This window comes from Vicinamibacterales bacterium, from assembly GCA_036504215.1.
GTDB lineage: Bacteria > Acidobacteriota > Vicinamibacteria > Vicinamibacterales > Fen-181 > FEN-299.
Map to the genome: position 1 here is coordinate 109,522 of DASXVO010000081.1, position 23,578 is coordinate 133,099.

18 protein-coding genes are annotated in these 23,578 nt (G+C 67.7%); 2 read left to right on the top strand and 16 right to left on the bottom strand.

Translation table 11 applies throughout. The annotated features are described in order from the left end of the window. The first annotated feature begins 224 nt into the window (after positions 1-224). Complete coding sequence (locus VGK32_21810) at positions 225-866, top strand: ParB N-terminal domain-containing protein (GenBank protein HEY3384403.1); 642 nt, start codon at positions 225-227, stop codon at positions 864-866. A gap of 340 nt (positions 867-1,206) precedes the next feature. Here VGK32_21810 and VGK32_21815 read toward each other — a convergent pair whose 3' ends face one another. From VGK32_21815 to VGK32_21880, 14 genes are all read right to left on the bottom strand, one after another. Beyond that, on the bottom strand, positions 1,207-1,656 hold the full coding sequence (locus VGK32_21815; protein HEY3384404.1) for a c-type cytochrome: 450 nt from the start codon (positions 1,654-1,656) through the stop codon (positions 1,207-1,209). A 95-nt stretch (positions 1,657-1,751) separates the two neighbouring features. Beyond that, complete coding sequence (locus VGK32_21820; GenBank protein ID HEY3384405.1) at positions 1,752-2,738, bottom strand: DUF5777 family beta-barrel protein; 987 nt, start codon at positions 2,736-2,738, stop codon at positions 1,752-1,754. A 34-nt stretch (positions 2,739-2,772) separates the two neighbouring features. Beyond that, entirely contained in the window at positions 2,773-3,186 is a 414-nt protein-coding gene (locus VGK32_21825; GenBank protein ID HEY3384406.1) for a cupredoxin domain-containing protein, read from the bottom strand. Positions 3,187-3,342: 156 nt separating this feature from the next. Then, positions 3,343-4,707, bottom strand: a complete 1,365-nt coding sequence (locus VGK32_21830) for a sigma-54 dependent transcriptional regulator (GenBank protein ID HEY3384407.1) — start codon at positions 4,705-4,707, stop codon at positions 3,343-3,345. A 4-nt stretch (positions 4,708-4,711) separates the two neighbouring features. Next, positions 4,712-6,529 carry an ATP-binding protein gene (locus VGK32_21835; GenBank protein HEY3384408.1) on the bottom strand — a complete coding sequence of 606 codons (1,818 nt, stop codon included), beginning with the start codon at positions 6,527-6,529 and terminating at the stop codon, positions 4,712-4,714. Positions 6,530-6,548: 19 nt separating this feature from the next. Further along, on the bottom strand, positions 6,549-7,229 hold the full coding sequence (locus tag VGK32_21840) for a carboxypeptidase regulatory-like domain-containing protein (protein HEY3384409.1): 681 nt from the start codon (positions 7,227-7,229) through the stop codon (positions 6,549-6,551). Continuing rightward, positions 7,229-8,557, bottom strand: a complete 1,329-nt coding sequence (locus tag VGK32_21845; protein ID HEY3384410.1) for a hypothetical protein — start codon at positions 8,555-8,557, stop codon at positions 7,229-7,231. Before VGK32_21845 ends, VGK32_21840 begins: the two co-directional genes overlap by 1 nt. Beyond that, positions 8,554-9,123 carry a c-type cytochrome gene (locus tag VGK32_21850; protein ID HEY3384411.1) on the bottom strand — a complete coding sequence of 190 codons (570 nt, stop codon included), beginning with the start codon at positions 9,121-9,123 and terminating at the stop codon, positions 8,554-8,556. Before VGK32_21850 ends, VGK32_21845 begins: the two co-directional genes overlap by 4 nt. A gap of 209 nt (positions 9,124-9,332) precedes the next feature. After that, positions 9,333-10,751 carry an alginate export family protein gene (locus VGK32_21855; protein ID HEY3384412.1) on the bottom strand — a complete coding sequence of 473 codons (1,419 nt, stop codon included), beginning with the start codon at positions 10,749-10,751 and terminating at the stop codon, positions 9,333-9,335. A 24-nt stretch (positions 10,752-10,775) separates the two neighbouring features. Beyond that, entirely contained in the window at positions 10,776-11,579 is an 804-nt protein-coding gene (locus tag VGK32_21860; protein ID HEY3384413.1) for an AcvB/VirJ family lysyl-phosphatidylglycerol hydrolase, read from the bottom strand. A 28-nt stretch (positions 11,580-11,607) separates the two neighbouring features. Next, a complete protein-coding gene (locus VGK32_21865; GenBank protein HEY3384414.1) occupies positions 11,608-12,447 on the bottom strand; it encodes an AcvB/VirJ family lysyl-phosphatidylglycerol hydrolase in 840 nt (279 codons plus the stop codon). A gap of 3 nt (positions 12,448-12,450) precedes the next feature. Further along, on the bottom strand, positions 12,451-13,590 hold the full coding sequence (locus VGK32_21870) for a peptidylprolyl isomerase (GenBank protein ID HEY3384415.1): 1,140 nt from the start codon (positions 13,588-13,590) through the stop codon (positions 12,451-12,453). An 87-nt stretch (positions 13,591-13,677) separates the two neighbouring features. Beyond that, positions 13,678-17,079 (bottom strand): glycosyltransferase, encoded by a 3,402-nt coding sequence (locus VGK32_21875; GenBank protein HEY3384416.1) that lies wholly within the window; start codon positions 17,077-17,079, stop codon positions 13,678-13,680. A gap of 44 nt (positions 17,080-17,123) precedes the next feature. Further along, positions 17,124-18,764 carry a carboxylesterase/lipase family protein gene (locus VGK32_21880; protein HEY3384417.1) on the bottom strand — a complete coding sequence of 547 codons (1,641 nt, stop codon included), beginning with the start codon at positions 18,762-18,764 and terminating at the stop codon, positions 17,124-17,126. An 83-nt stretch (positions 18,765-18,847) separates the two neighbouring features. Between VGK32_21880 and VGK32_21885 the strand changes: the two genes are divergently transcribed. Next, positions 18,848-20,716 (top strand): hypothetical protein, encoded by a 1,869-nt coding sequence (locus VGK32_21885; GenBank protein ID HEY3384418.1) that lies wholly within the window; start codon positions 18,848-18,850, stop codon positions 20,714-20,716. On the opposite strand, the gene VGK32_21890 is transcribed toward VGK32_21885, so the two are convergent. Further along, positions 20,679-22,739: a protein kinase gene (locus tag VGK32_21890; GenBank protein ID HEY3384419.1), complete on the bottom strand. Its 2,061-nt coding sequence runs from the start codon at positions 22,737-22,739 to the stop codon at positions 20,679-20,681. The genes VGK32_21885 and VGK32_21890 overlap by 38 nt on opposite strands. Then, positions 22,736-23,557 carry a Stp1/IreP family PP2C-type Ser/Thr phosphatase gene (locus VGK32_21895; protein ID HEY3384420.1) on the bottom strand — a complete coding sequence of 274 codons (822 nt, stop codon included), beginning with the start codon at positions 23,555-23,557 and terminating at the stop codon, positions 22,736-22,738. The genes VGK32_21890 and VGK32_21895 overlap by 4 nt, the downstream gene beginning before the upstream one ends. Positions 23,558-23,578 lie beyond the last annotated feature (21 nt).

Sequence of the window (23,578 nt, forward strand, 5' to 3'; positions counted from 1 at the left end):
TGCGGACGCGGACATCTTCCGCAGAGAGTTTGCGGCTGAAATCGTGGCCATAGGTGACGCGTGGCAGGTGGACTGCCGTCTTTCTCAGGGTCTCCTACATGGTGCCGTTCCCTCCTGCTCGGCCCGGCGTTCGGTTCTGCGTCACCGTTACCGCCGAACGCATCGGGCAGAGCTTACCCGAAAACTGGTACACTGCGCGACCGATGCAGGTCACCTCAATCCGAGTGGGCAAACGCTTCCGTGACGTTGGCGACGTGTCGAGTCTCGCGGAATCGATTTTCCGGTGCGGTTTGCTGCACCCGATTATCTGCGATGCGAATTTGCGGTTGGTGGCCGGCGCGAGAAGATTGGCGGCGGTCAAGGCGCTCGGCTGGACTGAGGTTCCAGTCCGTGTGGTGAACGGTTTGACGGATGCCGCCGCCGCCATCCGCGCAGAACGCGCCATCGCCCGTGCCCTTGAACCGCTTGAAGCCGCTGAAGCCAAGGCGCGCCAGAAGCACGGTGGACGGCCGAAGAACGGCAGCACGAAAAGGTCTGGAAGATTGCCAGACCATTCCATCGGCACCACTCGTGACCGAGTTGGGAGAGCGGTCGGAGTCTCGGGCAAGACCTTGGCGATGGCAACAGCGGTTGTCGAAGCGGCCGAACGCGAGCCGTTGAAATACGCCGGTCTGCTGCGTCAGATGGATTCCACGGGCAACATGTCAGGCTCATTCCTGAGATTGCGCAAACGCCAAGCGGCCGAGCGTCTTGCCGCGCAGCCACCTCCGCCACCCACCGGCCCGTTCGATGTCATCGTCGTTGACCCCGGATGGCCGTACCCCATCCGTGACGGCGACGTGACCCAACGGGGCAACACGCATTAGCCACCATGCTGCCGTGCTCGTGAACCACACCGGTACTGTGCTGTCAGCCGACGCGTTCTCGGAATTGAAACGAACTTGAAACCTTGCACCACAAACGACCTCGGGCCGCCCCAGGTCACCCCAGCAAGCGGCCCGACATCACCAGTGGATCCGAGACCACCACTCACCGCTTCGACGTCTTCCCGCGGCTGTGGCTCCGGAAGTCGCGGGTTCGAACCCCGTTACCCACCCCAATTTCCTCGCAACTCTCGGCGCTCGCATTCGCACCTGGCACTGCGCACCTTGCACCTGCCCCCGGCACTTGGCACGTGGCACTCAGCACCCGGCACTTTTCACTCTGTTAGTTGTTCCCCGCCCCAGCCGCGATCCACTGCCGGATCAGGGCAACCTGGGCGTCGCTCAGGTACGGCGGACCATTTCGCGGCATCCGTAGACCGACGATGCCGGCCGCACCCTCGAGCTTCTGAACCAGGTAGCTGTTGTTCGGGTCTCCAGGTATCACCCGGATCGCCCCGGGCTTGCCGCTGCTGGCGACGTTCACGAGGCCCGCATACGCAACGCTCGACTTCAGGTTCAGGCCACCGGCCGGCGTCCGCCCGTCGTCGGTGTGGCAGCCCACGCACGCCGGTGTGAAGACCTGACTCGAGACTTGGCTGAACGTCGCGGTCGGCGTCGATGGGGACGGGTTGGTCGGCGTCGTGGGAGACGACGTCCCGCCGCCGGAATTGCTGCTGCACCCGATCGCCACGAGCGCCACGCACACGCCGACACCCGCTGTCACTGCACGCATCACCATCTGAATCCGCATTGCTGCCTCCGCTGTTGATCCGATTCAAGGGTGAGCCGCCTTGGGTTCGCCAGGGCGGCCTGAAGTCAACCACCGTGTCAGTAGAACTTGCGCGAGATATTGAACCCGAGGTACCAGTTGGTGCGGCCGCTGGCCGCTCCGCGTGCGATGTTCGCCGGCGTCGAGGCGAACCCGTTGGACACGTTCAACTGGAAAACGTGGCCACCCACCTGCTTCTCCAGGCCGAACGACGCCAGTGTCTTGCCGGGCGCGTAGACGAAGACGCCCTGGGCCGGCGTCGCGACGCCGCCTTTGAAGCCCGACAGACGCGGCGATACCTCGGCGAGGACGAATGTGCCGCGACGCAACCGCACCCGGGCACCGATGCCGAGGAACAGAGTCTGGTCGGTGTCGCCCAGGCCCGGCGACCCGGGATTGGTGTTGCCGACCCACGTCGGCTGAACGTAGACGGCCGCCACGTTCCGAATCGTGGTGCCGAGGACAACGCCAATCGACGGCGACTTCTCGTTCTTGAAGTTGTTGGTGCCCTCGACAGCGCCGATGACCGACAGCGATAGCGGCAGGGTGTCGCCGGCCTGCAGCACGCTGTAGGAACCGAAGAAGTCGATCGTCTTGTCACTCGTGCGATAGATTCCGATCTGCGCCCCGCGGGCCGGTGCAAACCTGAACTCGAGGCCGATCTGCGCCCCCGCGTCGAGTCCGAACAGATCCCCCGCGGAGCCGCCGAAATCGCCCTGGTTGAGGGACCGAGTGAAGCGGTGCGTCACGCGAAACGCGCTCTTGAACCGCGGCAGCCTGAGCGTCGTCGCCAGGTTCACGGTCGTGAAATCTGGCTCGAGGGGCGACGGCGACATGTCGTCGTCGCCGGTGACCCGAGAACCTGTCGATGTCGACGGCGACTGCGAGGACGTGGCCGGCGGTTCGAGGGCCGACACTGCGGTCGTGGCTGGCGACGCTGGCAACGGAGGGTCGGCCTGCACGCTCGACGCGCCCAGGAACAGGCCGAGCACGGCGAACATCGCGACCGGCCATCCACGGAATCGAGTGAGTCGTTTCTGTCGCACGGAGTACTCCTCGTGAATCTGGATTGGACCGCGCCTACCGCGAGCCGGCCCCGGCGGCCGACGCCGGGTTGACGACCAGCAGGGCGGTCATTTGCTTGTGGCCGCGCCCGCAGTACTCCGAGCACGTGATGGGGAAGGTGCCGGCCAGGTCGGCCACGAACTCGATCGTCACGGGCTTGCCTCCCTTTGGCACCTCGACATCCTGTTTCAGCTTCTTGATGGCGAGACCGTGGGTGCCGTCCGCGGAGTGCACGACGAGGCGCACGACATCGCCCTGATTGACTTCGATCCGGTCTGGCGTGAACTTGAACCGCTCCGCGACGACGGTGATCTCCTTGACGGAACGACCGGCTTGAACGGCCGAGAGATTGACGGCCGCGCCGTCGGCGAGCGACCACGTCATGAGCAAGATGCCCGTCAGTCCGGCCACGATCTCGAGGTATCGCATGGAGCTTCTCCCGGTAACAGGTGCCACACGGCATGGAATCGCAAGCGCGATGCCAGGAGGCAATCGGTCTTATGTTGAGGAAAACAGGCCGCGGCGAGCGTGCTACAGGTGGGGTTTACGCGAGCGGTCGCGTCAATTTACGGTCCGCGTAAATCGTCAGTCGATGCGGTACTTTGCGAGGTAGTAGCTCAGGGCGCGCTGGCTGATCCCCATCAACTCCGCGGCGTCCTTCTTGATGCCGAGGGCGGCATCGAGCGCACGCCGGACGCTCTCGCGCTCGGCCCATTCGACGTTGGAGCGGAGTTCGAGCGACGGCAAGGGCGACGAATGCGTCCGCGGCGCCCCGATTGCGGAGATCGCGTGCGCGGTGATCACGGGCCCGGTGGAGAGGACGACGGCCCGTTCGATCGTGTTCTCCAGCTCGCGGACATTGCCCGGCCAGTCGTAGTCCTGCAGCGTCTTCATCACGCCGTCCTCGATCCGGTCCACGCGCTTGCCGGTCAGCTTCTGGTGCTTGCGCACGAAGTGCTCGACGAGCAGCGGGATGTCCTCGCGGCGCTCGCGCAGCGGGGGAATCTCGAGCGGAATCACGTGGAGGCGGTAGTACAGGTCTTCCAGGAACTTGCCGTCGCTCACCATCTGCCGAAGATCGCGGTTCGTCGCCGCGATGACGCGCACGTCGACGTGCTGCGTCCGCTCGGCCCCCAGGGGCTCGAACTCCCGCTCCTGCAGGACGCGCAGCAGCTTCGACTGCAGCGCAGGGCTCATCGTCCCGATCTCGTCGAGGAAGATCGAACCGCCGTCAGCCAAAGCGAACTTGCCCCGCTTGTTGTTCGTGGCGCCCGTGAACGCCCCGCGCACGTGGCCGAACAGCTCCGACTCGAGCAGCGACTCCGGGATCGCCGCGCAGTTCACCTTGATGAGCGGCTTGTCGCGCTGGGCGCTCCGGAAGTGGATGGCCCGCGCCACCATCTCCTTGCCCGTGCCGGTCTCGCCGGTGATCAGGACGGTGCTCTTCGTCTCGGCCACCAGTTCGAGCGTCCGCAACACCTCCTGCACGGCCCGGCTGCGACCCACGATGCCATAGTTGTTGAACTCCTCGTCGCGTTCGCTCATCAGGTAGCGGTTTTGGACGCGAAGTTGCTGGAGTTCCAGCGCTCGGCCGACCGTGACGAGCAGTTCATCGATCTCGAAGGGTTTCTGCAGGTAGTCGAGCGCGCCGAGTTTCATCGCCTCGATGGCGCTCTCGATCGTCGCGTGAGCGGTCATCAACAGGATCTGCGGACGGTCGGCCTCCTGGGTGGACGATACCAGCGACCGAATGACCTCGAGGCCGGTCATCCCGGGCATGACGTTGTCGATGACGAGGAGGTCGAAGGAGCGCTCGGACAGGAGGCGCTGCGCGCGGCGAGGGTCGGAGATCTCGGTCACCTCGTGCCCTTCGTCGCGCAAGGCGCGGGCGAGCGCCTTGAGGATCTTCTCTTCGTCGTCGACGAGCAGGATCGAACCACGTGTGGGCATAGTGTCAGATCTGGGTGGGCGCCGGCGGCGCGCACGGAAGCTCGATGCGAACAACGGTGCCGGCCTGGGGCTGGCTCGAGATGTCGATCGTGCCCCCCAGGCCCTCGATCACGTGCCTGGCGATGGCCAGGCCAAGGCCAGTGCCGTCCCGCCGCGTGCTGAAGTACGGTTCGAACACGCGCGACAGCACATCCGGCGCGATTCCCACGCCCGAGTCGCGCACCTCGATGGCCGCCCGGCCGTCGGGCACGCCATCCACGTGAATCTCGACGCCGGCCGCACGCTCGCGTCTTCCGCTCTCATCGGGCGAGGCGGCCGCCTCGCGGGCGAGCACCGCCTGCCGGGCGTTGGTCACGAGGTTCACGAGCACGCCGCGCACCCGCTCGGCATCGGTGACGACGGGGAGATGCCCCTCGGCGGGCACGACGGCGACGGTCGGATGGTCCGTCCCCGCCGTCGCGGCCGCGGCCGACTGGACGCACAGTGCGTGGAGGTCGGCCTCGGCGCAGACGAACCGGATGGGCCGCGCGAAGTCGAGGACCTCCGTCACCAGGCGGTTCAGGCGGTCCACTTCCTCACCGATGTCGGACGCGGCCTGCCTGACTTCCTCTTCGTTGCCCGTCTGCCGCCGCAGCGTGCGGACGGCGGCCTTGATGATCATGAGCGGGTTGCGGATCTCATGGGCGATGACGGTGGACAGGCGGCCGAGCGAGGACAACCGCTCCTTCTGCGCCGCGTCGCGCTGGAACGCCGCGATTGAGTCGGTCAGCCTGTTGAACGTGGTCGCGAGCAGGCGTGCGTCCTCGTCGCCCCAGTTGCCGGGCGGCAGATCGATCTTTCGCGTCAGGTCGCCCGTGGCGGCAATCTCACGCATCCCGCTCGTGATCGTCGCCAGCGGTCGGGTGATTGTCCGGGCCACGAGGTAGCTCAGCAAGACGGCGGCGAGCACGGCAAGCACCGCCGTGGCCGCCAGCGCACGATGGATGTCGGCGAGGAAGCGGAGGCGGCGCGTGCGGGATTGCAGTACCAGCATTCGGGGCGACAGCGCCTCGTTCTCGAGGCGCACCCGCTCGGGCGGGTTGGCCTCTGCCCGCATGCGCCGGACCTCGAGAGGCCGTACGAGGCCCGCGTATTCGTCGCCACCGATCGTGACGCGAGATCCGACCGGCGTCCGCAGGAGACCGGACAACGCGAGAAAGGCGGCGGGGGCGAACGTGCCGGCCACCACTCGCCCACCGATGGCGAAGGCGACCTCGGTTTCCGTCGCCCGCTTGAACTGCTCGGCGCGGCGCCGATCGAAGAGAAACCCGAGGCTGACTGTGCCGATGACCTGCGGTTTCACCATCATCGGCACGGTCGCCACTTCGACGACCCCACCCTCATCGGGCCAGTAGGTCACCGTCTCGTGTCCTGCCGCCGCTCGAACCACCGCGGCGTGCTGCGGATCGACGAGCGCCGGCTTCGCGCGCGAGGCGGCCAGTACGCGGCCGGCCGCGTCGGTGACGATGAAGATGTCGGCGTTGACGAGGCGGCGATAATCCTCCGCGAGCGGCTGCACCGTGACCGCGTCGCCGGTGTCGACCGCCGCCTTCAGCTTCGGATCGTCCGCAATCAGTCGAGCCGCCAGGAGAAAACTGTCCGACAGCGTCGCCCGCCACTCCGACACGAGACCGGCCGCATCTTCCAGTTCGCGCTGGAGCCCGGCCTCCGCATCGCGGGTCACGCGATCACTGACGACATAGACGCCGACACCAATCGAGATCACCGCGAGCAGCGCCGTCGCGAGGAAGATCCGATTGGTGAGCGAGGATAGGAATCTCATCGTTCCAGCGCGCCGGGGCTCATCGCAACGTGAAGTCGAGGTCGGCGGTCCCTCCCGCGAGAATTGTCACCTGCTCGGTCCGCTCGGCGATTCCCTCGTACCATGCCGTCACCCGATAGGTCCCGGGCGGAATGCGGTCGATCCGGTACCGGCCATCCTGGTCGGTGACTGCGAAGAAGCGGTGACCGAAGACCAGGATGAACGCATTCATGTGTGAGTGAATCTCGCAGAACACACGGACGAACCCGGCCCGGTCGAACGTGACGGATTTCGACTGGCCGGCCGCATAGCGCCCCAGGTCGAAGCGCCGCGCCTTCGAGAGCGAGAAGACGTTGTGGTACGTGCGATCGTCGTTGGGAAACTCCACCGTGCTGCCGGTCGTGATCGCCAGCAGATGCGGGACGAACGTCTCGCTCGTCTGGTGCATGCGCACGCGCGTCGGCGTCGGGGCCTCGTCGCCGGCCGGCGCCTCCTCGAAGAAGACCACCGCCTGCCGCCTCGTGTCACCGGTCAGCCCGCGCTGGCGTCCGTCGGTGCCGGATCCGGGTGCGGGCATGGACCGGACCGCGGATAACGGGCGCGCGACGGTCACCCGGCCTCGCAGGATTCCCGACGGCACGGACGATGAGCCGGTCGGACCGGCAGCCCTGCCGGCCGGCATCGCCACACCGAGCGCGAGGACGACCCAGAGGTATCGCATCAGAACGTGAGCACCAGTTGCGCCGCAGCCAGGCCGAGCTTCGCCGCCTGCGTCGTATCCCGCCGGTTGTACTGATACACGGCCTTGGCCGTGAGGTTCCGCGTCAGCGCGTATCCCAGGCCCGCCTCGACGCGCCCGACGTTGGCGTCCCATCCGAGCGGCCCGCTGGCCGTCGAGACGTCGCCGAACGCGATGTAGCCCAACCGCACCGCAGCGTAGAGACCCGGCAGGATCTTGTACCGCGCCTCGACGTCGGCCGACGTTGCGACGAGCGGGTCGTCCAGGAACGGCGCCTTGAACGCCGGGAAGCGGCGACGAACCACGAGCACCTCGGCCCTCACGATCCAGTAGCCGAACGAGTACTCCGCGTCCAGGCCGAACGCGGATTCCCGCGGATCGCGGTTGGACGCAGCCGTCGCGACGACGGCACTCAGCCGACGGTCCACGAAGCTTCCGTACGCTCCAGAGGCGCCAACCACCAGGCCGACGATCGGACGCGCTTCGAATCGTCCGGTCAACTCCCAGCCGCCGTGTGCGTCGGAACTGCCTGGGTTGGCGAGGCTGCCGCGCATCACGGTGACCGTCGTGCGGGTGCGAGCGGTGTCGGCGGTCACCTCGACACCCGGACTCCAGCCGGTCGTATTCACCAAGGGCATGCCGGACACGCCGCGCCCCCCGCCGATCGGGTAGTGGGGCGCCCACCCTCGCCCCCGGTTCGCGACGAGATCGGCCGTGGAACTGGGCAAGGCATCGGCTCGCACTCCCGTCGTGTACTGATACCCAAGCGGATAGCCGATGAGCGGGTTGGACGTGCCGTAGCGGCGCTGAAGAAACGCCCCGAATGCCGGCTGCACGAGCCCTGCCGAAACTCCCACCCGGCCCGACGCGAATGGCTCGACGTGCAGGGTGGCGACAACCGGATAAGCGGTCCAGCCGGCCTCGACCACGTCGCCCTCAGCGCGAAACTCGCCGTGGAGCGAAATGCGCGACGAGACGACGAACGTCCCGGCGGCGCCGAGCCGAATGAGGCGCATCATGTCGTGGTCGTAGTCGCCGTAGTTGAAGAACGCCACCTCGTCGTAGGGCCCGAACGCGACCGCCACGTCGCCGCCGACCGTGAGCCGCCCGCCGAGGAACGTCACGGGAGTCGCGGGCAGCACCTGTGCGTTCGACACGGCGGAGGCGGCCAGGCACCACACCGTAGCGAGCGGGACCACGAGAGACAGGCCCCCACGCCCCAGCGATCGCGCCAGCGGTGCCAGCCCGCGCCGGCGCGCGTCGAGCGGGAATTGGTGACGTATGGTGATAGGACCAGTATAGCTGGTCATTCGGATTTCCCGGGATCTCGTCGCGAGTCGCCACCACCGGCCGACGCACCCCCGGTCCGATCACTCCCCATCACCTGCTCGAGTTCGTCTGGCGTCAGCCGCGGCAGCCGGCGAATGAACGACACCATCTTCCACGTGTCGGACGCGCTCAGTTCGCGCTCCCATGCGGGCATGCCGGTATAGCGGATGCCGTTCTGGATCACGAAGAACAACTCGCCGTCGGTCAACTCCTGCGTCTGGGCCTTTCGCATGTCCGGCACCTTCGGATACAGGTTCTGCCCGACCTCGCTTCGGCCGCTCCCGCCCTCGTCGTGGCAGACCGCGCAGTGCTCCTGGAACGCGCGTCCGCCTTCGGTCCACGCCGAGGGATCGCGAGCGACGGGGCTCATCGCACGACTGGCGTTCGACGGCATCGACAGTCGACGGACGTGGCGCGCCATGAAGGCCTCGATGGCGGGAGGGTCGGTTCGCGCGGACAGACCGTTCCGCGTTAAGAGATACCCAACGCCAGCCATCAGGATCGCGAGAATGGCCAGCGTGATGCCGACGTCTCTGAGAAATCGCATGAACCCTCCGTCTCGACGGGGTTCAATTCGCGTTCCACCCAGGCGCCAGCCGTCCAGCAGGGTTTCCGAATGAATCGGAGGCAGGGCCGGGAAGGTCCAGCCGTGAACGTCACGATTGGCGAAGCGGTTTACGTTTTACGTAAGAGGAGGATCGGTCCCGGCCGGGCCCTTCCTCCTTCCTCCTTCATCCTTCCTCCTTCATCCTTTTCTCAGAACGTGTAGCTCCACATCACGTACGGCGTCCAGATGCGCTGAACGTCAACGGACTGCGTGATGAAGCCCCCGCCGAACAGGACCGCGAGCCCCGCGCCAACCGTCAGATCCTTCGTGACAGCGTAGGCACCGAACAGGTCCGGCTCCCAGCCCAGGTCGCGGCTGGTCGCCTTCCGGTTGAGGACGATCCTCGAACCCGACGAGCCGTACCACCCGTCGTTCACCGTCGCCAACAGCATCCGGTTCAGGGCAGCGTTCACCTTCAGTTTCGGTGCCGGCGAGATCTCGAACTTGACGGCGACGTGGTGCAGGTTGCGCCAGCCAACGTTGTCGCCCAACCCCCACTTGCCATGGGTGCTCGCGTAGAGCTGGTCGAAGGTCGTCTTGATCCCATCCTTCGGATCGTGGTCGCCCGATGCGAAGTTGTACTCGAACCCGATTCGCGGCTTCAGCTTCGGAACCCAGCCGGCGACGGCCCACGTCACGCCCTCGTGCGATGCCCACGCGGAGGTGTCGTCCGCCGCGGAATGGCCCCGCTGGATGACGTTCTCAGCCTCCCAGGTCACGGTCTTCGTGGCCGGTCCGCCCAGTCGAACGCCGGCGGTGTACAGCGTCGCATCTCCCTTTCCGCCGAGTTCACCGGTCGCGGTGCTGTTGAACTTCACGACCAGATACGGCTCGACGTACGCGAGCGGCTTCACCCTGTCGAATCTCACCCACGTCCCATAGAAGCGCTCGCCGACTTTCGCGCGCGAGAAGGCATCCGGCGTCACGTCCACAGGCGCCGCTCCGAACAGGTCGATCCTGAACCCCGGGGCCGCCGCCGTCAGACGAACGGCGTCGTAGGTCCGGCCGACGTTGCCCCAGTCGGGACTCGCAATGAGGCGACCATCGCCGAACAGCAGTTCCTGACGGCCGACGCTGGCGCCGAGACGGCGCGCGCCCTTCCTGCCAATCTCGACGTACGCGAGCCTGAGGTCGAAGGTGTTCTCCATGCTCTTGGGCGGAACCGGCGCGAGGTCGTAGCCGCTGACCCGCGAGTCCTGCGCCTGCACGGTTGCCTGCAGCCACGGCGTCGCACGAACGGCGGCGGTCAGGCGAAAGCGGTTGATGAGGTAGCCGTCGTACTCCGCGCCGCGCGTCGCCGGCGGGCGGGTCGCCTCCACGCGGACCCGCTCCTGGATGGACACGGTCAGCCACGACGGCCAGTTGTCGCTGAGGCGCGCAAGACCGACCTTCTCGCCCTTCGTCGGCGGCTTCGCCTGCCCTCCGGCGCGGGCCGGCGCGGGTGCGGCCGCCGGCTCCCCAACCGGTGGGCGTGGCGGCGCCACGGCCTGCTGCGCCGCTGCGGAGGCCGCGAGAGCTGCTGCGAGTAAGACCCCGACCGCGCCAGCCGGTCCCAGTCGTCCCACCATCAGAACCTCCACGCGCCTCTGGTGTTATCTCTGGAGACGCTGCTGATCAATCCAGGTGAGGCACCCGACGATCTGTTCCTGCAGCTGCTTCCGACGATCGGTGAACCGATGGTTGCCCGCGTCGATGAGCACGAGCTTCTTGGGCTCGCGCGCCACCCGTTCGAACGTCCGGTAGTCGGCCTCCGTCACGTATTCGTCCCTGGTCGACTGGATCATGCAGAGCGGCAGCGGAGAGACGGACGGCACGAACTCCTTCGGCGCGAACATCGGCTCGTCGGAGTCCTTCTTCGTGATCCAACTCGTGAAATCGGTCCACCGCCAGCCCAGTTCCGCCGTCGGCGGCAGCCCCATCGTCAGCACGCCGTGGGCCCAGGTGTGGTTGGCCGGGGCCGAACCGGCGAGCACCGCCAGGGCGGCGCCTTCGGACACGCCCGAGAGGATGACGGGCTGGACGAGCAGGTTGCGCGCCCTGAGAAACTGCGCGAGCTGGTTGTAGTCGCCGGGCGGCTCGGCGACGGTCAGCGTCTTGTTGCCCGAGGTGAATGAACCGAGATACTGCCGCATGTTCACGCCGATGACGTGGTACCCGCGCTGCGACAGGTACTCCGACATGTCCACGGCGAGCCCCACCCACCCCACGTCGCCGCTGCCCATGATGATCGTGCCGCGCGGGGTCGCGCCCACAGCCCGGTACACCTCGATCGTGAGCGTCTTGCCGCGCACGACGAAACCGAGATGCTGCTCGGCGGCCGCCAGCGACGACGTCGGGCAGCCGGTCAGGATCACGACCACCAGGAACCAGCCGGACAAAGTCGATCGCAACGTCATAAGAGGTTTCAATGAAGGAAGCCGCCCGCTACTGCCCTGGCGCCGGCTGCGTCTTGCAGATCCACGCCAGCGAACCGGCCATTTGATCGTACATCGCCTCGCGCGCCCCGGCGAAGGCGTGATTACGCGCGTCGATCGCGTAGAACTTGCGCCACTCGGTGTCGGGCCCGAACAGCTGCCGTGCCGCGTCTGCCGCCAGATAGTCGTCGTGCGTCGACTGAATCACGGCGAGGGGCAGCATCCGGAGGCGATCGAGGTACTCGTACGTCTGGAACACCACCAGTTCGCGCGTCGGCATGTCGCTCGGTGACTTGCCCCGCCTCACGCGGTAGTGGCGGACGTATTCCTCTTCCTTCGTCAGCGCCACCACCAGGACCCCGGCGAGCTCCGCATGGAGTTCCTCACGGCCCGCCGCGACCACCGCGAGGCCGGCACCGCGCGACACGCCCACGAGAATCGTTCGGGTCGATTCGGGAAGGCTGAGCGCCTCCTTCGCGAACTCGACGAGCTTCTGGTAGTCCCGGGCCAGCCTGGCCGGCGTCGTCGATCCCGACACGAACCCGAGGTGGCTGAGGTAGCTGGGCGTACCGAAGCCGGCGACCGGGTATCCCCAGCGGATCATCCGGTGGAAGGTGTCGAGGTCATTGCCCCGCCACCCACCGTCGCCGGTTGCGTAGAGCAGCAACGGCGTGTCGGGCTGCATCTGCGCCGGCCTCGCCAGGTGCACCTCGAGCGGGTGATCGTAGAGCACGATGTCCCGCGTGTATTCCACGGGCCGATACGGCGAGCGAAGCCCCGGGGGATGGGCGCAGCCGAACAGGCTGGCGATCACGAGACCACCGATGACCCGAAGCCAGGAAGAAGGCATGGCCTAGGGACGTTCGGGCAGCCCGCCCGGCTTCGAGCGTTCGACTCGGGCCTTCAGCAGTTCGATCCGCTGCCGCGGCGCCTCGCCATCGACCGGTGCGGCCTCGATCGCCTCGACGACCTGGAGGCCATCGACCACGCGGCCGAACACCGAGTAGACGCCGTCGAGGCGGCTGTTGGGAGCCGTGCAGATGAAGAACGACGTGGACGCGCTGGCCGGGTCGTCGCCGCGCGCCATCGACAGCGTCCCCTTCACGTGTGGAAGATCGTTGAACTCCGGCTGGAGCGTGCGCACGAAGCGCTGCTGGCGCTCGCCGAGCGGTTCGCGCCTGCCATTCATTGCCCCGGTCTGGATCACGAAACCCTTCACGACGCGATGGAACGCCGTGCCGTCGTAGACCCCGGCCGACGCCAGCCGCAGGAAGTTCCGCACGTGCTCGGGCGCCTTGTCCGGACGTAGCGCAAGCGTGATCGCGCCGGCGCTCGTCTCGAGCACGACCTGGTAGCCGGACAATTCCTCGATGCTTTCGCGTGAGAACGGCTCGGGGCCTTCGACGGGCTTGTCGCGCACGGTCACCGACGTGATTTCGATCCGGTCGAGAGCCTTGCCCTTGTCATCCACCGGCGCTTCGGAGATCTTCTGGACAATGCGCAGCCCTTCGACGACGCGGCCGAACACGGTGTACTGGCCATCGAGCACCGGCTGGTCAACCACGCAGATGAAGAACTGCGAACCGCCGGTGTCGGGCTTGCCGGGCAAGATCACACTCGAAACAGCCCCCTTGGTGTGCTTCTCGGCGCTCGGCTCGGCCTTGAGCACGCCGAGTCCACCCGTGCCGTACAGATCCCGCTTGGCCGGGTCCCTGGAGAGGGGGTCGCCGCCTTGAATGATCCCGTACTTGATGAGCCGGTGGAAGGTCGTGCCGGCGTACGCGCCTTCCGACGCCAGTTTGATGAAGTACCCGACGTGGGTGGGTGCGGCCTCGGGCAGCAGGTCGATCACGATCGTGCCCGCCGTCGTCTCGACCACCGCCTGCTTGCCCTTCATCTGCTCGGGCGTGAGCGGCGTGGCAAACGGCACCGGTTTCTGGGACGGGGCGGCCTGAGCCGCGACGAGCGTCATCAACAGGAGCAGGCTGTTCATGTGCGTGAGAATATGCGGCTTGTCGGCGCCGCGCAACTGGCACTTCGCACCCAGCACTTGGCACCTGGCACCGCGCACCTTCTGCTATCACCCCGTGATCGTCCCCCTCCTCTCCACCTTTCCCCACCCCACCTCGCCGCCGCGCACGGACGCAAGCAGCGCGCGAATCGCCACGTAGTACATGAGCTGGCGATAGAAGAAACGCTGCCAGACGAGCAGCACGAGCAGACGGACGCTCTCCTTTCGTTCGAGAGCGAACGCAATGAGCGCGGCACCGAGATCGACCGCGAGGAAGAGCGCGTAGTAGAAGAGCACGCTGCGCAACGTGTCGCTGTTGAAGCCGGTCGGGTGCTGCCACCTGTCGAGCGCCGTCGCCACCAGTGAAGCGGCCATCACGAGGTCCATGACCGGCGAGACGATCGGGAAGACGATTTGGAAGACGAAGAGATTCGGCAGGGCGACCAGTCCGAGCGCCCCGTCGCGCCAGCGGAACAGCGCCCCGCGGTGCTTCCAGGCTGCCTGGAACGTCCCGTACATCCAGCGATAGCGCTGCTTCACGAAGCCTTTCACGGTGTCCGGCGCTTCGGTCAGCGCCATCGCGTCCTCTTCGTACGCCACCCGATAGCCCATCCGCAGTATCGCCATCGTCAGGTCGGCATCCTCAGCCAGCGTCAGCGGCGAGAAGCCCCCGACCCGCCGAATCAACTCGCGCCGCCACGCGCCGACCGCTCCCGGCACGACGGTGATGCAGTTGAGCAGGTCGAACGCTCGTCGATCCAGGTTCTGGCTGGTGATGTACTCGAGGGCCTGCCATCGCGTGAGCAGATTCACCCGGTTGCCAACCCGCGCGTTGCCGGCCACGGCACCGATGGCCGGGTCGCAGAAGTGACGGACGAGTTTGCTGATCGTGTCGCGTGCGAACACCGTATCCGCATCCAGCGCGACGACAATGTCGGCCGTCGTGTGGGCGACCCCGTAATTGAGCGCCACCGCCTTGCCGCCGTTGCCCTTCGTGAGCAACTGCACGCGGGGCTCCGCGGCGAACGCCTCGCGCACCCGCTCCACCGTCCGGTCGGTCGAACCGTCGTCTACCACGACGATCTCGAAGTGGGTCGGGTGATCAGAGGCGAGCAGCGACGTCACCGTCTGGACGATGACCTTCTCCTCGTTGAAGGCAGGGACGACCACGGCGACGGACGGCTGGAAATCGGCCGAGTACGTCCGGCGCCGCCCGAACCACCGCTCGGCGATGGCCAGGCTGCCGACGAACAGCAGCCGGAACACGCCGAGCACGATGCCGGTGAGGAACAGCCACCTCAACGTGACGATGCCGATGTTCAGGGCGCCAAACGCCAGCGCATCGCCCCACGACTGCCAGCGCTCGCGGGACGAGAGCGGGGGCATCAGGTCGGCGCGGGATCGCCCGAGCAGCTCCGACAACGAGACGAACCGGAAGCCTCGAGCGCGGAGTTGACCGATGATGGCGGGCAGGGCCGAGACGGTCTCGTTGCGATCTCCTCCCCCATCGTGCAGCAGGATCACGTTGCCTTCGCCCGACGCGGCCTGTTCGACCGTGCGGCGAACGATCGCCTCCACGCCAGGCCGCTGCCAGTCGCCGGGATCGATCCGCATCCCGACGGTGACATAGCCTCGCTCGTTGACGAATTCGAGCGGCGCCACCTGGTCTGGTGTCTCGGGCTCTGCGTCCTCGGCGTACGGCGGCCGGAACAGGTGGGACTGGAGGCCCAGGACGCCCTCGAGCAGGCGCTGCGTCGCGGACAACTCGAACCGCAACTGGGTCACGGGAATGTTGGCGATGTTGGGATGCGTGAAGGTGTGGTTGCCGATCTCGTGGCCCTCGCCGACGATCCGCTTGAGCAGACCGGGGTACGTCTCCCCGTTCACGCCGATGATGAAGAACAGGCCCGGGACGCGCTCAGCGCGCAGGATGTCGAGGATCGCCGGCGTGTAGTCCGGATCTGGCCCGTCGTCGAACGTGAGGACGAGTTGATGGTCTCGCTTCCCGTATCGCGTGAGCACGTAGGGCGTGGGCAGCACATCGAACCGCTCCCCGACGATGGCTTGGCGGACCTGATCGAAGCTCAGCGTCCGTCGGCCCGGTGAGGGCTGCGAGGTGATGCCGATGATCTCCCCCTCGCCCTCGTAGTCGAGATCGTAGCCGTAGCGGATCGTGCCGAGTTGCTGCGCGGTGGCGGCATCGAGTGGCGTCCCTCGGCCGAAGAAGGTCCAGATCGACGGATCCTCGCTGCCGAGACGCCAGAGCGCGACGCCTCCCGCGCCATGCGTCGTGGCAATCCGCACCTGGTTGAAGGCCGAGGCGGCGTCCAGCATCCATACCTGGTGGGTGATCCCGTTCTCGCCCTCGTACCGGAAGCCCGGCTCGAGGGCGGTCGGATCGAAGCCAATCGTCGCGTCCGACTCCTTCGCGGTCAGCACCGCTTCCTCGAACGTGCGCTCCTCGGCCGGCCGGCCCTTCGCCCCCCAATCGTAGCCGTAGTTGCCGACGGCCACGATGGTTCGGTTCGCGGGTACGTCCGCCTGGCGGCGCGCCAACACGGCCGTGAACCAGTCGATCGCCGCAATCGGACCCGGGCTGCCGCCGGCCCAGTGCTGGTCGTATGCCATGAGGATGACGTAGTCCGCAGCGCGCGACAGCCGCGCATAGTCGAGCCGGTCATCGTCGGGCGCAACATTGACCGACACAGCCAGCCCCGCCGCGTGGAAACTCAAGGCGGTCTCTTCGACCAACCGGAGGAACGCCTCGTGAGCGCCCGCGGGCAGGTTCTCGAAATCGAGGCTGATGCCGAAGAAGTGATTGCGTTGGACGTACGCCAGACATTGCGACACGGTGCGCGCACGGGCGGATGGGTCGCGCAGCATCGATGCGAGCTTCTCCCCCTCCCAATCCCGGCCGTTGAAGTTGTTCACGAGCGGCATGACGTGCAGGTCGGGACGCCGCTGGCGGATGTACTCGGTCGCCTGCGCCTGGCGACGCGGCGAATCCTCCGACAGGGTGCCATCGGCTGACTGCAGGTGGAGCCACTCGGCGATCACCATGTCGAGGCTCCCGAGGTTCTCCTTGAGCGAGTTGAGGCTGGAATCGTCCCAGTTGACGAAGAAGGCGGCGGCCAGCGGTGGACCACCGGGCGTCGGCACCGCACGTGGCGGCTGCGGGCGTGGGCGAGCGCGCCGCCGTTCCATCTCGAGGCGCAACCTCGCGTGGCGCAGCGTGCGCGGCGAAGCGGGTACGATGGGCTGGGCCTGTGGCGGGGCCAGGTGGACGGCGTGCGGCAGCAGCGCGGCAGACGGCAGGGACAGCGCCGGCAGCACCGGGTTGATGAGGACGCTGATCAGCAGGACGCCGAGCAAGACCGAGAACAGAAATCCGGCGGCAAACAGACCACGCCTGAATCGTGGCCACCTCTTCCGCCCGGGGTCGAAGAAGACGGGGACCTCTGGGGTTGTCACGGGCGTGCCACCCTGAACCTCGAGTCAACGGGAAAGGGGAGGTGTCACCTCTTCGGAGTCGGTCGGACCACCCGATCGGCCGCGACGCGGTCGAAGAAGTCGCAGACATCCCGCGACGCACCCAGGTGCGCGGTGATGTCGTCGCCGAACTCCAGCGAAGGATCGCCCTTGGGATTGTAGCGCGGCCAGACCGGGGCCCCGTCGCCATTCGGATCGCCCGTCGTCGCGAACCGAAGCCAGTAGCCCATCATCGCCGCCGACAGCACGCGGTCCCCATCATCCACCTCGCTGGCGAGCCGCGGCAGCCGCGCCAGTGTGCCGAAGACGAACGGGATCTCCGCCCCGTGCGAGGCACCGGAGCGACCGAACCGCCCGTGGGTGAACGAGTAGAGGTACGCGGGATCACCCGAATTGGCGGCGTATCGGGCCAGCCGCCGCGCGGGCGCGACAAAAGCGCCGTAACCCAGCAGACGCGACAAGGCCGACTTCGCGTCCCCGTCCTTTGGCGCGGGAAATCGGGCGAGCACGTCGTCCGCCCGATCTCGGAACGTGGAACGGACGAACCGGCGGTAGGTGTCCGCATCCACGGACTGCAGCGGCGCGACGAAGAGGGCTCCTTCGTCGGAGTTCGCCCCGACGAGCAGCGGCACCCGAAGCTGCTTCTGGGCGGCAAACAGCACGGCCGGCCGATCGGGAATCAGCCAGCGATCGATGATCGGGCCGAACCTGATGCCGTCGCCGAAGAACGCAGCGGCAGGCCGCGACGCCGACAGAATGTCGTCGGTGCTTCGAGCGCGAAGCGCTGCCAGCACGTCGTCTTCACGGTCGCACCCGAGGCGGCGGGCAATCAGCTCACCGGCCTCCTCCATCGATTCCTCGCCGGCCGGCGCATCGCGCAGATAGCGGGTCACGTTGAACGGCGTCCCGCTCTCCATGACGGCCGAATGGAAGAGGCCGTGCGCCTGGGGGGAGACGAGCAGGCACCCGATGCTCACCGCTCCCGCCGACTCACCGAGAACCGTCACGCGGTCGACGCTTCCGCGAAAGGAGCGAATGTTGGCCTTGACCCACCGCAGCGCCGCGATCTGATCCAGCAAGCCGTAGTTTCCCGAGGCTTCGTGCCCCGATTCCTTCGTCAGCAGCGGATGAGCGAGAAACCCGAATGGACCGAGCCGGTAGTTGATCGTTACCACGACGGCCCCGTGACGAGCGAGCGATTCGCCGTCATAGATGGGCAGCGACGCCGCCCCGTGGGTGAACGCGCCACCGTGGATCCACACCATCACGGGCACATGGCGCCCGCTCGGTCTCGCCGGCGCCCAGACATTCAGGTAGAGACAGTCTTCGCTGGTCTTCTCGGTGCGGCTGACGGCAAACGGCATGCGGTCCGGGGCCTGGGGACAGGCGGGCGCGAATTCCGTCACCTGGCGGATGCCGTGCCACGGGGCCACGGGCTGCGGCGCTCGCCACCGCAGATTTCCCACCGGGGGCGCCGCATAGGGAATCCCCTTGAAGACGCGGACCTGCCCGTCGGCCGTGACTGCGCCAGCGATCGCACCGGACTCGACACGGATCGGCTCGGACGGACGGGTGCGTGGCGCGGCGGCGGCGGCCGGCCCGGCATCGAACGCCAGCCACCCGAGGGTGGCCAGCACGAGCGAGCGGCAAAGGAAGCCCGAAAACACGCTGGCTATTATATCTTCGGCGACGCCGGCGGTCGCGTGCGACGGTTTGCGCGCGGTCCGTCGCAGAAGGTATGGTAGGCCCGATGATCAGTGACGACGTACAGCGCGTCGACGCGTACCGGGAGGCCTCGGCACGATACGCGTCGGCCCGCGATGTGGAGAGCCGCCGCTCCCGCTGGGTCTCCTACATGCGGCTGGCCGCATTCCTCGGTGGCGCTGCGGCAGTCGTCTCCGCGCTGTCGGCGCCGGCCGGCGGCGTCTTGCCCCGCCTGGCTCTCGGCGCGGGCGGCTTCATGGCCTTCGTCGTCCTCGTCTCCTGGCACGGCCGGATCGAGGCACGCGAGCGGTGGCTCGGGATGCTCGCCCAGGTCAACGCGGAGTCGGCGGCGCGCGTGGACCGCGACTGGGAACATCTGCCCCCGGCTCATGTCGCAGGACCCGGACCAGACCACGCCTTCGCGGGTGACCTCGATCTCTTCGGCCGGGCATCGCTGTTCGAGCTGCTCGGCTCGGTGGGCACCGAAGCCGGCCGGCTCACGCTGGCCGACTGGCTGATCGCGCCGGCACCACCCGACGTCGTTCGCGCCCGGCAACAGGCGGTCGCCGAACTGGCCGCCCTGACGACTTTGCGCGAGGAATTCGCGGCGCTCGGACGCCTCGTCGAGCCGTCACGGCACGACCTGGAGGTCTTTTTCCGATGGGCGGAAGGCGGACCGTGGCTGCGGCGGAGGACTGGGCTGCTGTGGTCGATTCGGTTCATCTCGGCGTCAACACTGGTGCTGATCGGGCTGCACGCGTCCGGCCTCACGGAGCGCCCGTTGTGGCTCTACCCTCTGGCTGTCGCGCTGGCCTTCGTGGCGGTCCTCTCGAAGCGCGCCCGTGAGACGTTCCAACGTGCCTTCTCCCGCGATCGCCTGTTCCAGCAACACTCGACGCTGTTCGCCCGCATGGCCGATGCGCCGCTCTCCTCGGCGAAGCTCCAGCAATTGCAGTCTGAACTCGGTCGGTCCAGCTTTACCGCGGCACGCGAGATGAAGCGGCTCGCGTCGATCCGGCAGTACGCCGACGCCCGGTTCGTTCCGCTGTTCCACTTCGTGCTCGCGATCGGCCTGCTCTGGGATTTCCACGTGCTCGACGCGCTCGAACGGTGGCAGGCGCGGACAGCCGGCCATCTCCGGCGATGGTTCGATGCACTCGGCGAATTCGATGCCCTGTGTGCCCTCGCCGCGCTGACGCACGACAACCCCGGATGGGCGATGCCCGAAATCCTCGAGCAGGGCGATCGACTCACGGCCCACGACATCGGCCACCCGCTCATTTCGTCCGCGCGCCGCGTGTCGAATGACGTGACCGTCGGCCCGCGCGGGTCGGCCCTGCTCGTCACCGGTTCGAACATGTCCGGCAAGAGCACGCTGCTTCGCGCCATCGGCCTCAACGTCGTCCTCGCCCAGGCGGGCGGCCCCGTGTGCGCGACCCGCATGACACTGCCCCCGCTTGCCGTCTGCACGAGCATGCGGGTCCAGGACTCGCTCGAGGCGGGCGTGTCGTATTTCATGGCGGCGCTCGGGCGGCTGAAGCTCGTGGTGTCCGCTGCTGACGGCGTAGAGCCCGGCGACCCGGCGCTGCTGTACTTGCTCGACGAGATCCTGCAGGGCACGAACACCGCGGAGCGGCAGGTGGCGGTGCGGCGGGTGCTGGCCCACCTGCTGCAGTGTCGCGCCATCGGCGCGGTGACGACGCACGACCTGGAACTGGCCGCCTGCGAGGAACTCGCGTCGGCATGTGAGGCGGTGCACTTCACGGAAGGCGTCGAACGTCACGACGAGGGCGTGCGCCTGTCGTTCGACTACAAGCTCCGGCCCGGGGTGGCTACCTCGCGCAACGCGCTCAAGCTGCTGGAACTCGTCGGGCTGGCTACCGGGTCGCGACCTTCTTCACCTTCAATCCGCTGAGGCGCTCGAATTCGGGCAGGATGTCCTTGAAGGCGCGCCCGAGCCTGACCACGACGACGTCGCCTTCGAGGTCGATCCACAGGAAGTGCTTGCCGGCGCCGAGAATCTGGGTGCCCTTCGACAGCGCCCCCTTCAACGCGCCGAATCCCCCCTTCGACTGCGATTTGGTCTGCCGCGTCTCCGAGTACGTTGCGCCGGTGATGGCCTTGTACATGACCGTCCTCACGACCGCGCCGGAGTCCTCGGCCGCGACCGTCAGGCGGTCAGCATACAGGTGAAGAATCACAGGGCTCGCGCCATTGTCGCGAATGAGTCCGAGGCCCTCGAAGTCCACGGGCTTCCCTGCCGGTGCCTTGGCACCGTTCCCGGCCACTGCCGCATCCGGATGTGCCGGTACGACGGGTGCGGGCTCCGCAGACTTCGGAGGTTGCGCCGCCGGCGCGGGCTGGACCGGACGGGCGGACGCGTCTGGAGCAGCGGTCGGCGGCGCCTGCTGCGCCAAGGGGGGCAGCGGAGTCCTGACATCCGCCGGCTGAGTGCGGCTCCCGGTATCGACGCGAGGCGCCGGAGTGATTGGCGTCACCGCGGTCGATGCCTGAGCGGACCGGATCGGCGGAGACGGGGCCTGGCCCGCTGGCGTCCGGGACGGTGGCACCTGTGCAGCCTGAGCGGGCGGTGAAGCCGGCGCCGTCGGCACCTGCGCCGCCGGAACGGCGGCCGCGGAGGAGGCGGCAGGTGTGGTGGCAGCCGCGGGTGGAACCGTGGCTGACGCGGGCGACGCCGACGGGGTTGTGGTCGCGACAGCCGTCAGGCTGCGCCAGATGAACGGAGTGGCGACCAGTGCGATCAGCAAGGCGCCCACACCCGCGTAGTACCACCACGCCAGGCCGGCCGGCCGCGGCGTCGGCACGGCCGGCTTCGCGGGGCCGGCGGCCCTGGGTGTGGGCGGAGGCACCGTAGGTGCCGGCCGCGCCTCGACAACCCGCGCCGTGGTCGGCTGCGAGGTGACCCGCGATTCGGCCGGCGCGTCGGATACAGCCACGGGGGCCGGCGTCACGGGCGTGACCTGGGCGTCGGAACGAGCGGGCCGGCGCTCGGTCGGCGCCTCGTGGACCCTCTCGGCCGAGCCGGTGCCCGCCCACCCGGCCGCCGGCGTCGTCCCGGCCGGGGTCACCGGGCCCGTGCCCAGATCCTCGTCCGGCACGAGTTTCCTGAGCCCGGTCTCGAGCGCCCGGCGGAAGTCAGTGGCCGACGCGAAGCGCTCGTCAGGCGACTTCGAGAGGGCGCGCAGCACCGCAGCCTCCAACCAGTCCGGCACCGTGTCCACCAGTTCCGACGGCGGAGTGGGTGGCTGCGTGACCTGGGCGGTCATGATGGCGAACTCGTCGCTCCCGGTGAACGGCGGATGGCCGGTGACGAACTGATAGAGCACGATCCCCAGCGAGTAGAGGTCGGAGCGGCCGTCGACTTCCTTTCCGCGGATCTGCTCGGGCGCCATGTAGCTCGCCGTACCGATGACGTGGCCGAGTTGCGTCTGATGCGCGCTGCCGAGCACCCGCGCAATGCCGAAGTCCATCACCTTGATGGACCCTTCCTCTGCGGTGACCATGAGGTTCGCGGGCTTGATGTCGCGGTGGATGACGCCGCGCCGGTGCGCGTATTCCATCGCGCGGAGAACCTGGCAGGTCCAGCGCGTGGCCGCCTCGGCCTGCAGCGGCCCGTGTTGCGAAACCAGGTGCTCGAGGGTCTCCCCGTGGACGAATTCCATCACCATGAAGAACCGCTCGTCGTCCCGCGTGAGGCCGTAGAGCGTCGCGATGTGCGGATGGTTCAGCCGCGCCAGCGTGACGGCCTCCGTGCGGAAGCGTTCAACCAGGTCGGGTTGCCCGGCGTACTCCGAACGCAGCATCTTCAGAGCCACCTCACGTTCGAGCAACGTGTCGACGGCCTTGTAGACGGCGCCCATGCCGCCTTCCCCGAGCTTCTGCACCACGCGGTAGTTGCCGATGACGGTCCCGATCATGTTCTGGCCCCGTCCGCGTCCGCGAGCGACGCGGTGTCTGCCGCCGGCGGCGGTTCGTCGAGACGCGCCACGGCGACGGTGATGTTGTCGTATCCGCCGCGCGCCCGCGCGAGGCCGACCAGGTGTCGACACGCCTCCTCGGCGGACCGGTGCTCACACGCCTCCAACAGCTCGCCCGACTCCACCAGGTCGTGGAGGCCGTCGGTGCAGAGCAGGAAGCAGTCACGGGCACGCACGGGGAGAGGCTCGCTCCACGAGGCGATGTCGACGTGCGGGTGCGTCCCGAGCGCACGGAGGATGATGTTGCGCTCCGCGTGATGCTTCGCCTCTTCGCGGGTGATGACACCCTGGTTGAGCAGGTCGCGAACCGCCGAGTGATCCTCGGTCATCGCGTAGATGTCGCCGCCCCGGACCAGATAGAGACGGCTGTCGCCGACATGCGCGCAACTGGCCTGGCCGCCATGCAGCACCAGCGCCGTGCACGTCGTGCCCATGCCATGCAGGCTCGGATCGGCCGCCGCGGTGTCGTGGATCGCCCGGTTGGCCGTGGACACGGCAGCCACGAGCGCGGCAGACGGATCGCCGGCCGCGTCGAAGTATTCGCGAACGAGCGTCGTCACCGCGAGCCGGCTCGCCACCTCGCCTGCCGCGTGCCCGCCCATCCCGTCGGCGACGACCACGAGCACACCGCGAGCCTCGAGAACGGCCGCGTCCTCGGGCGCCACGAAGGCGACCGAATCCTCATTCACCTCGCGCCGACATCCGACGTCGCTCAGCACGCTGACCACGACGCGGTGCCGGAATGATGCTGCTGTCATGCCAGCGCCCCATCGTCGGCG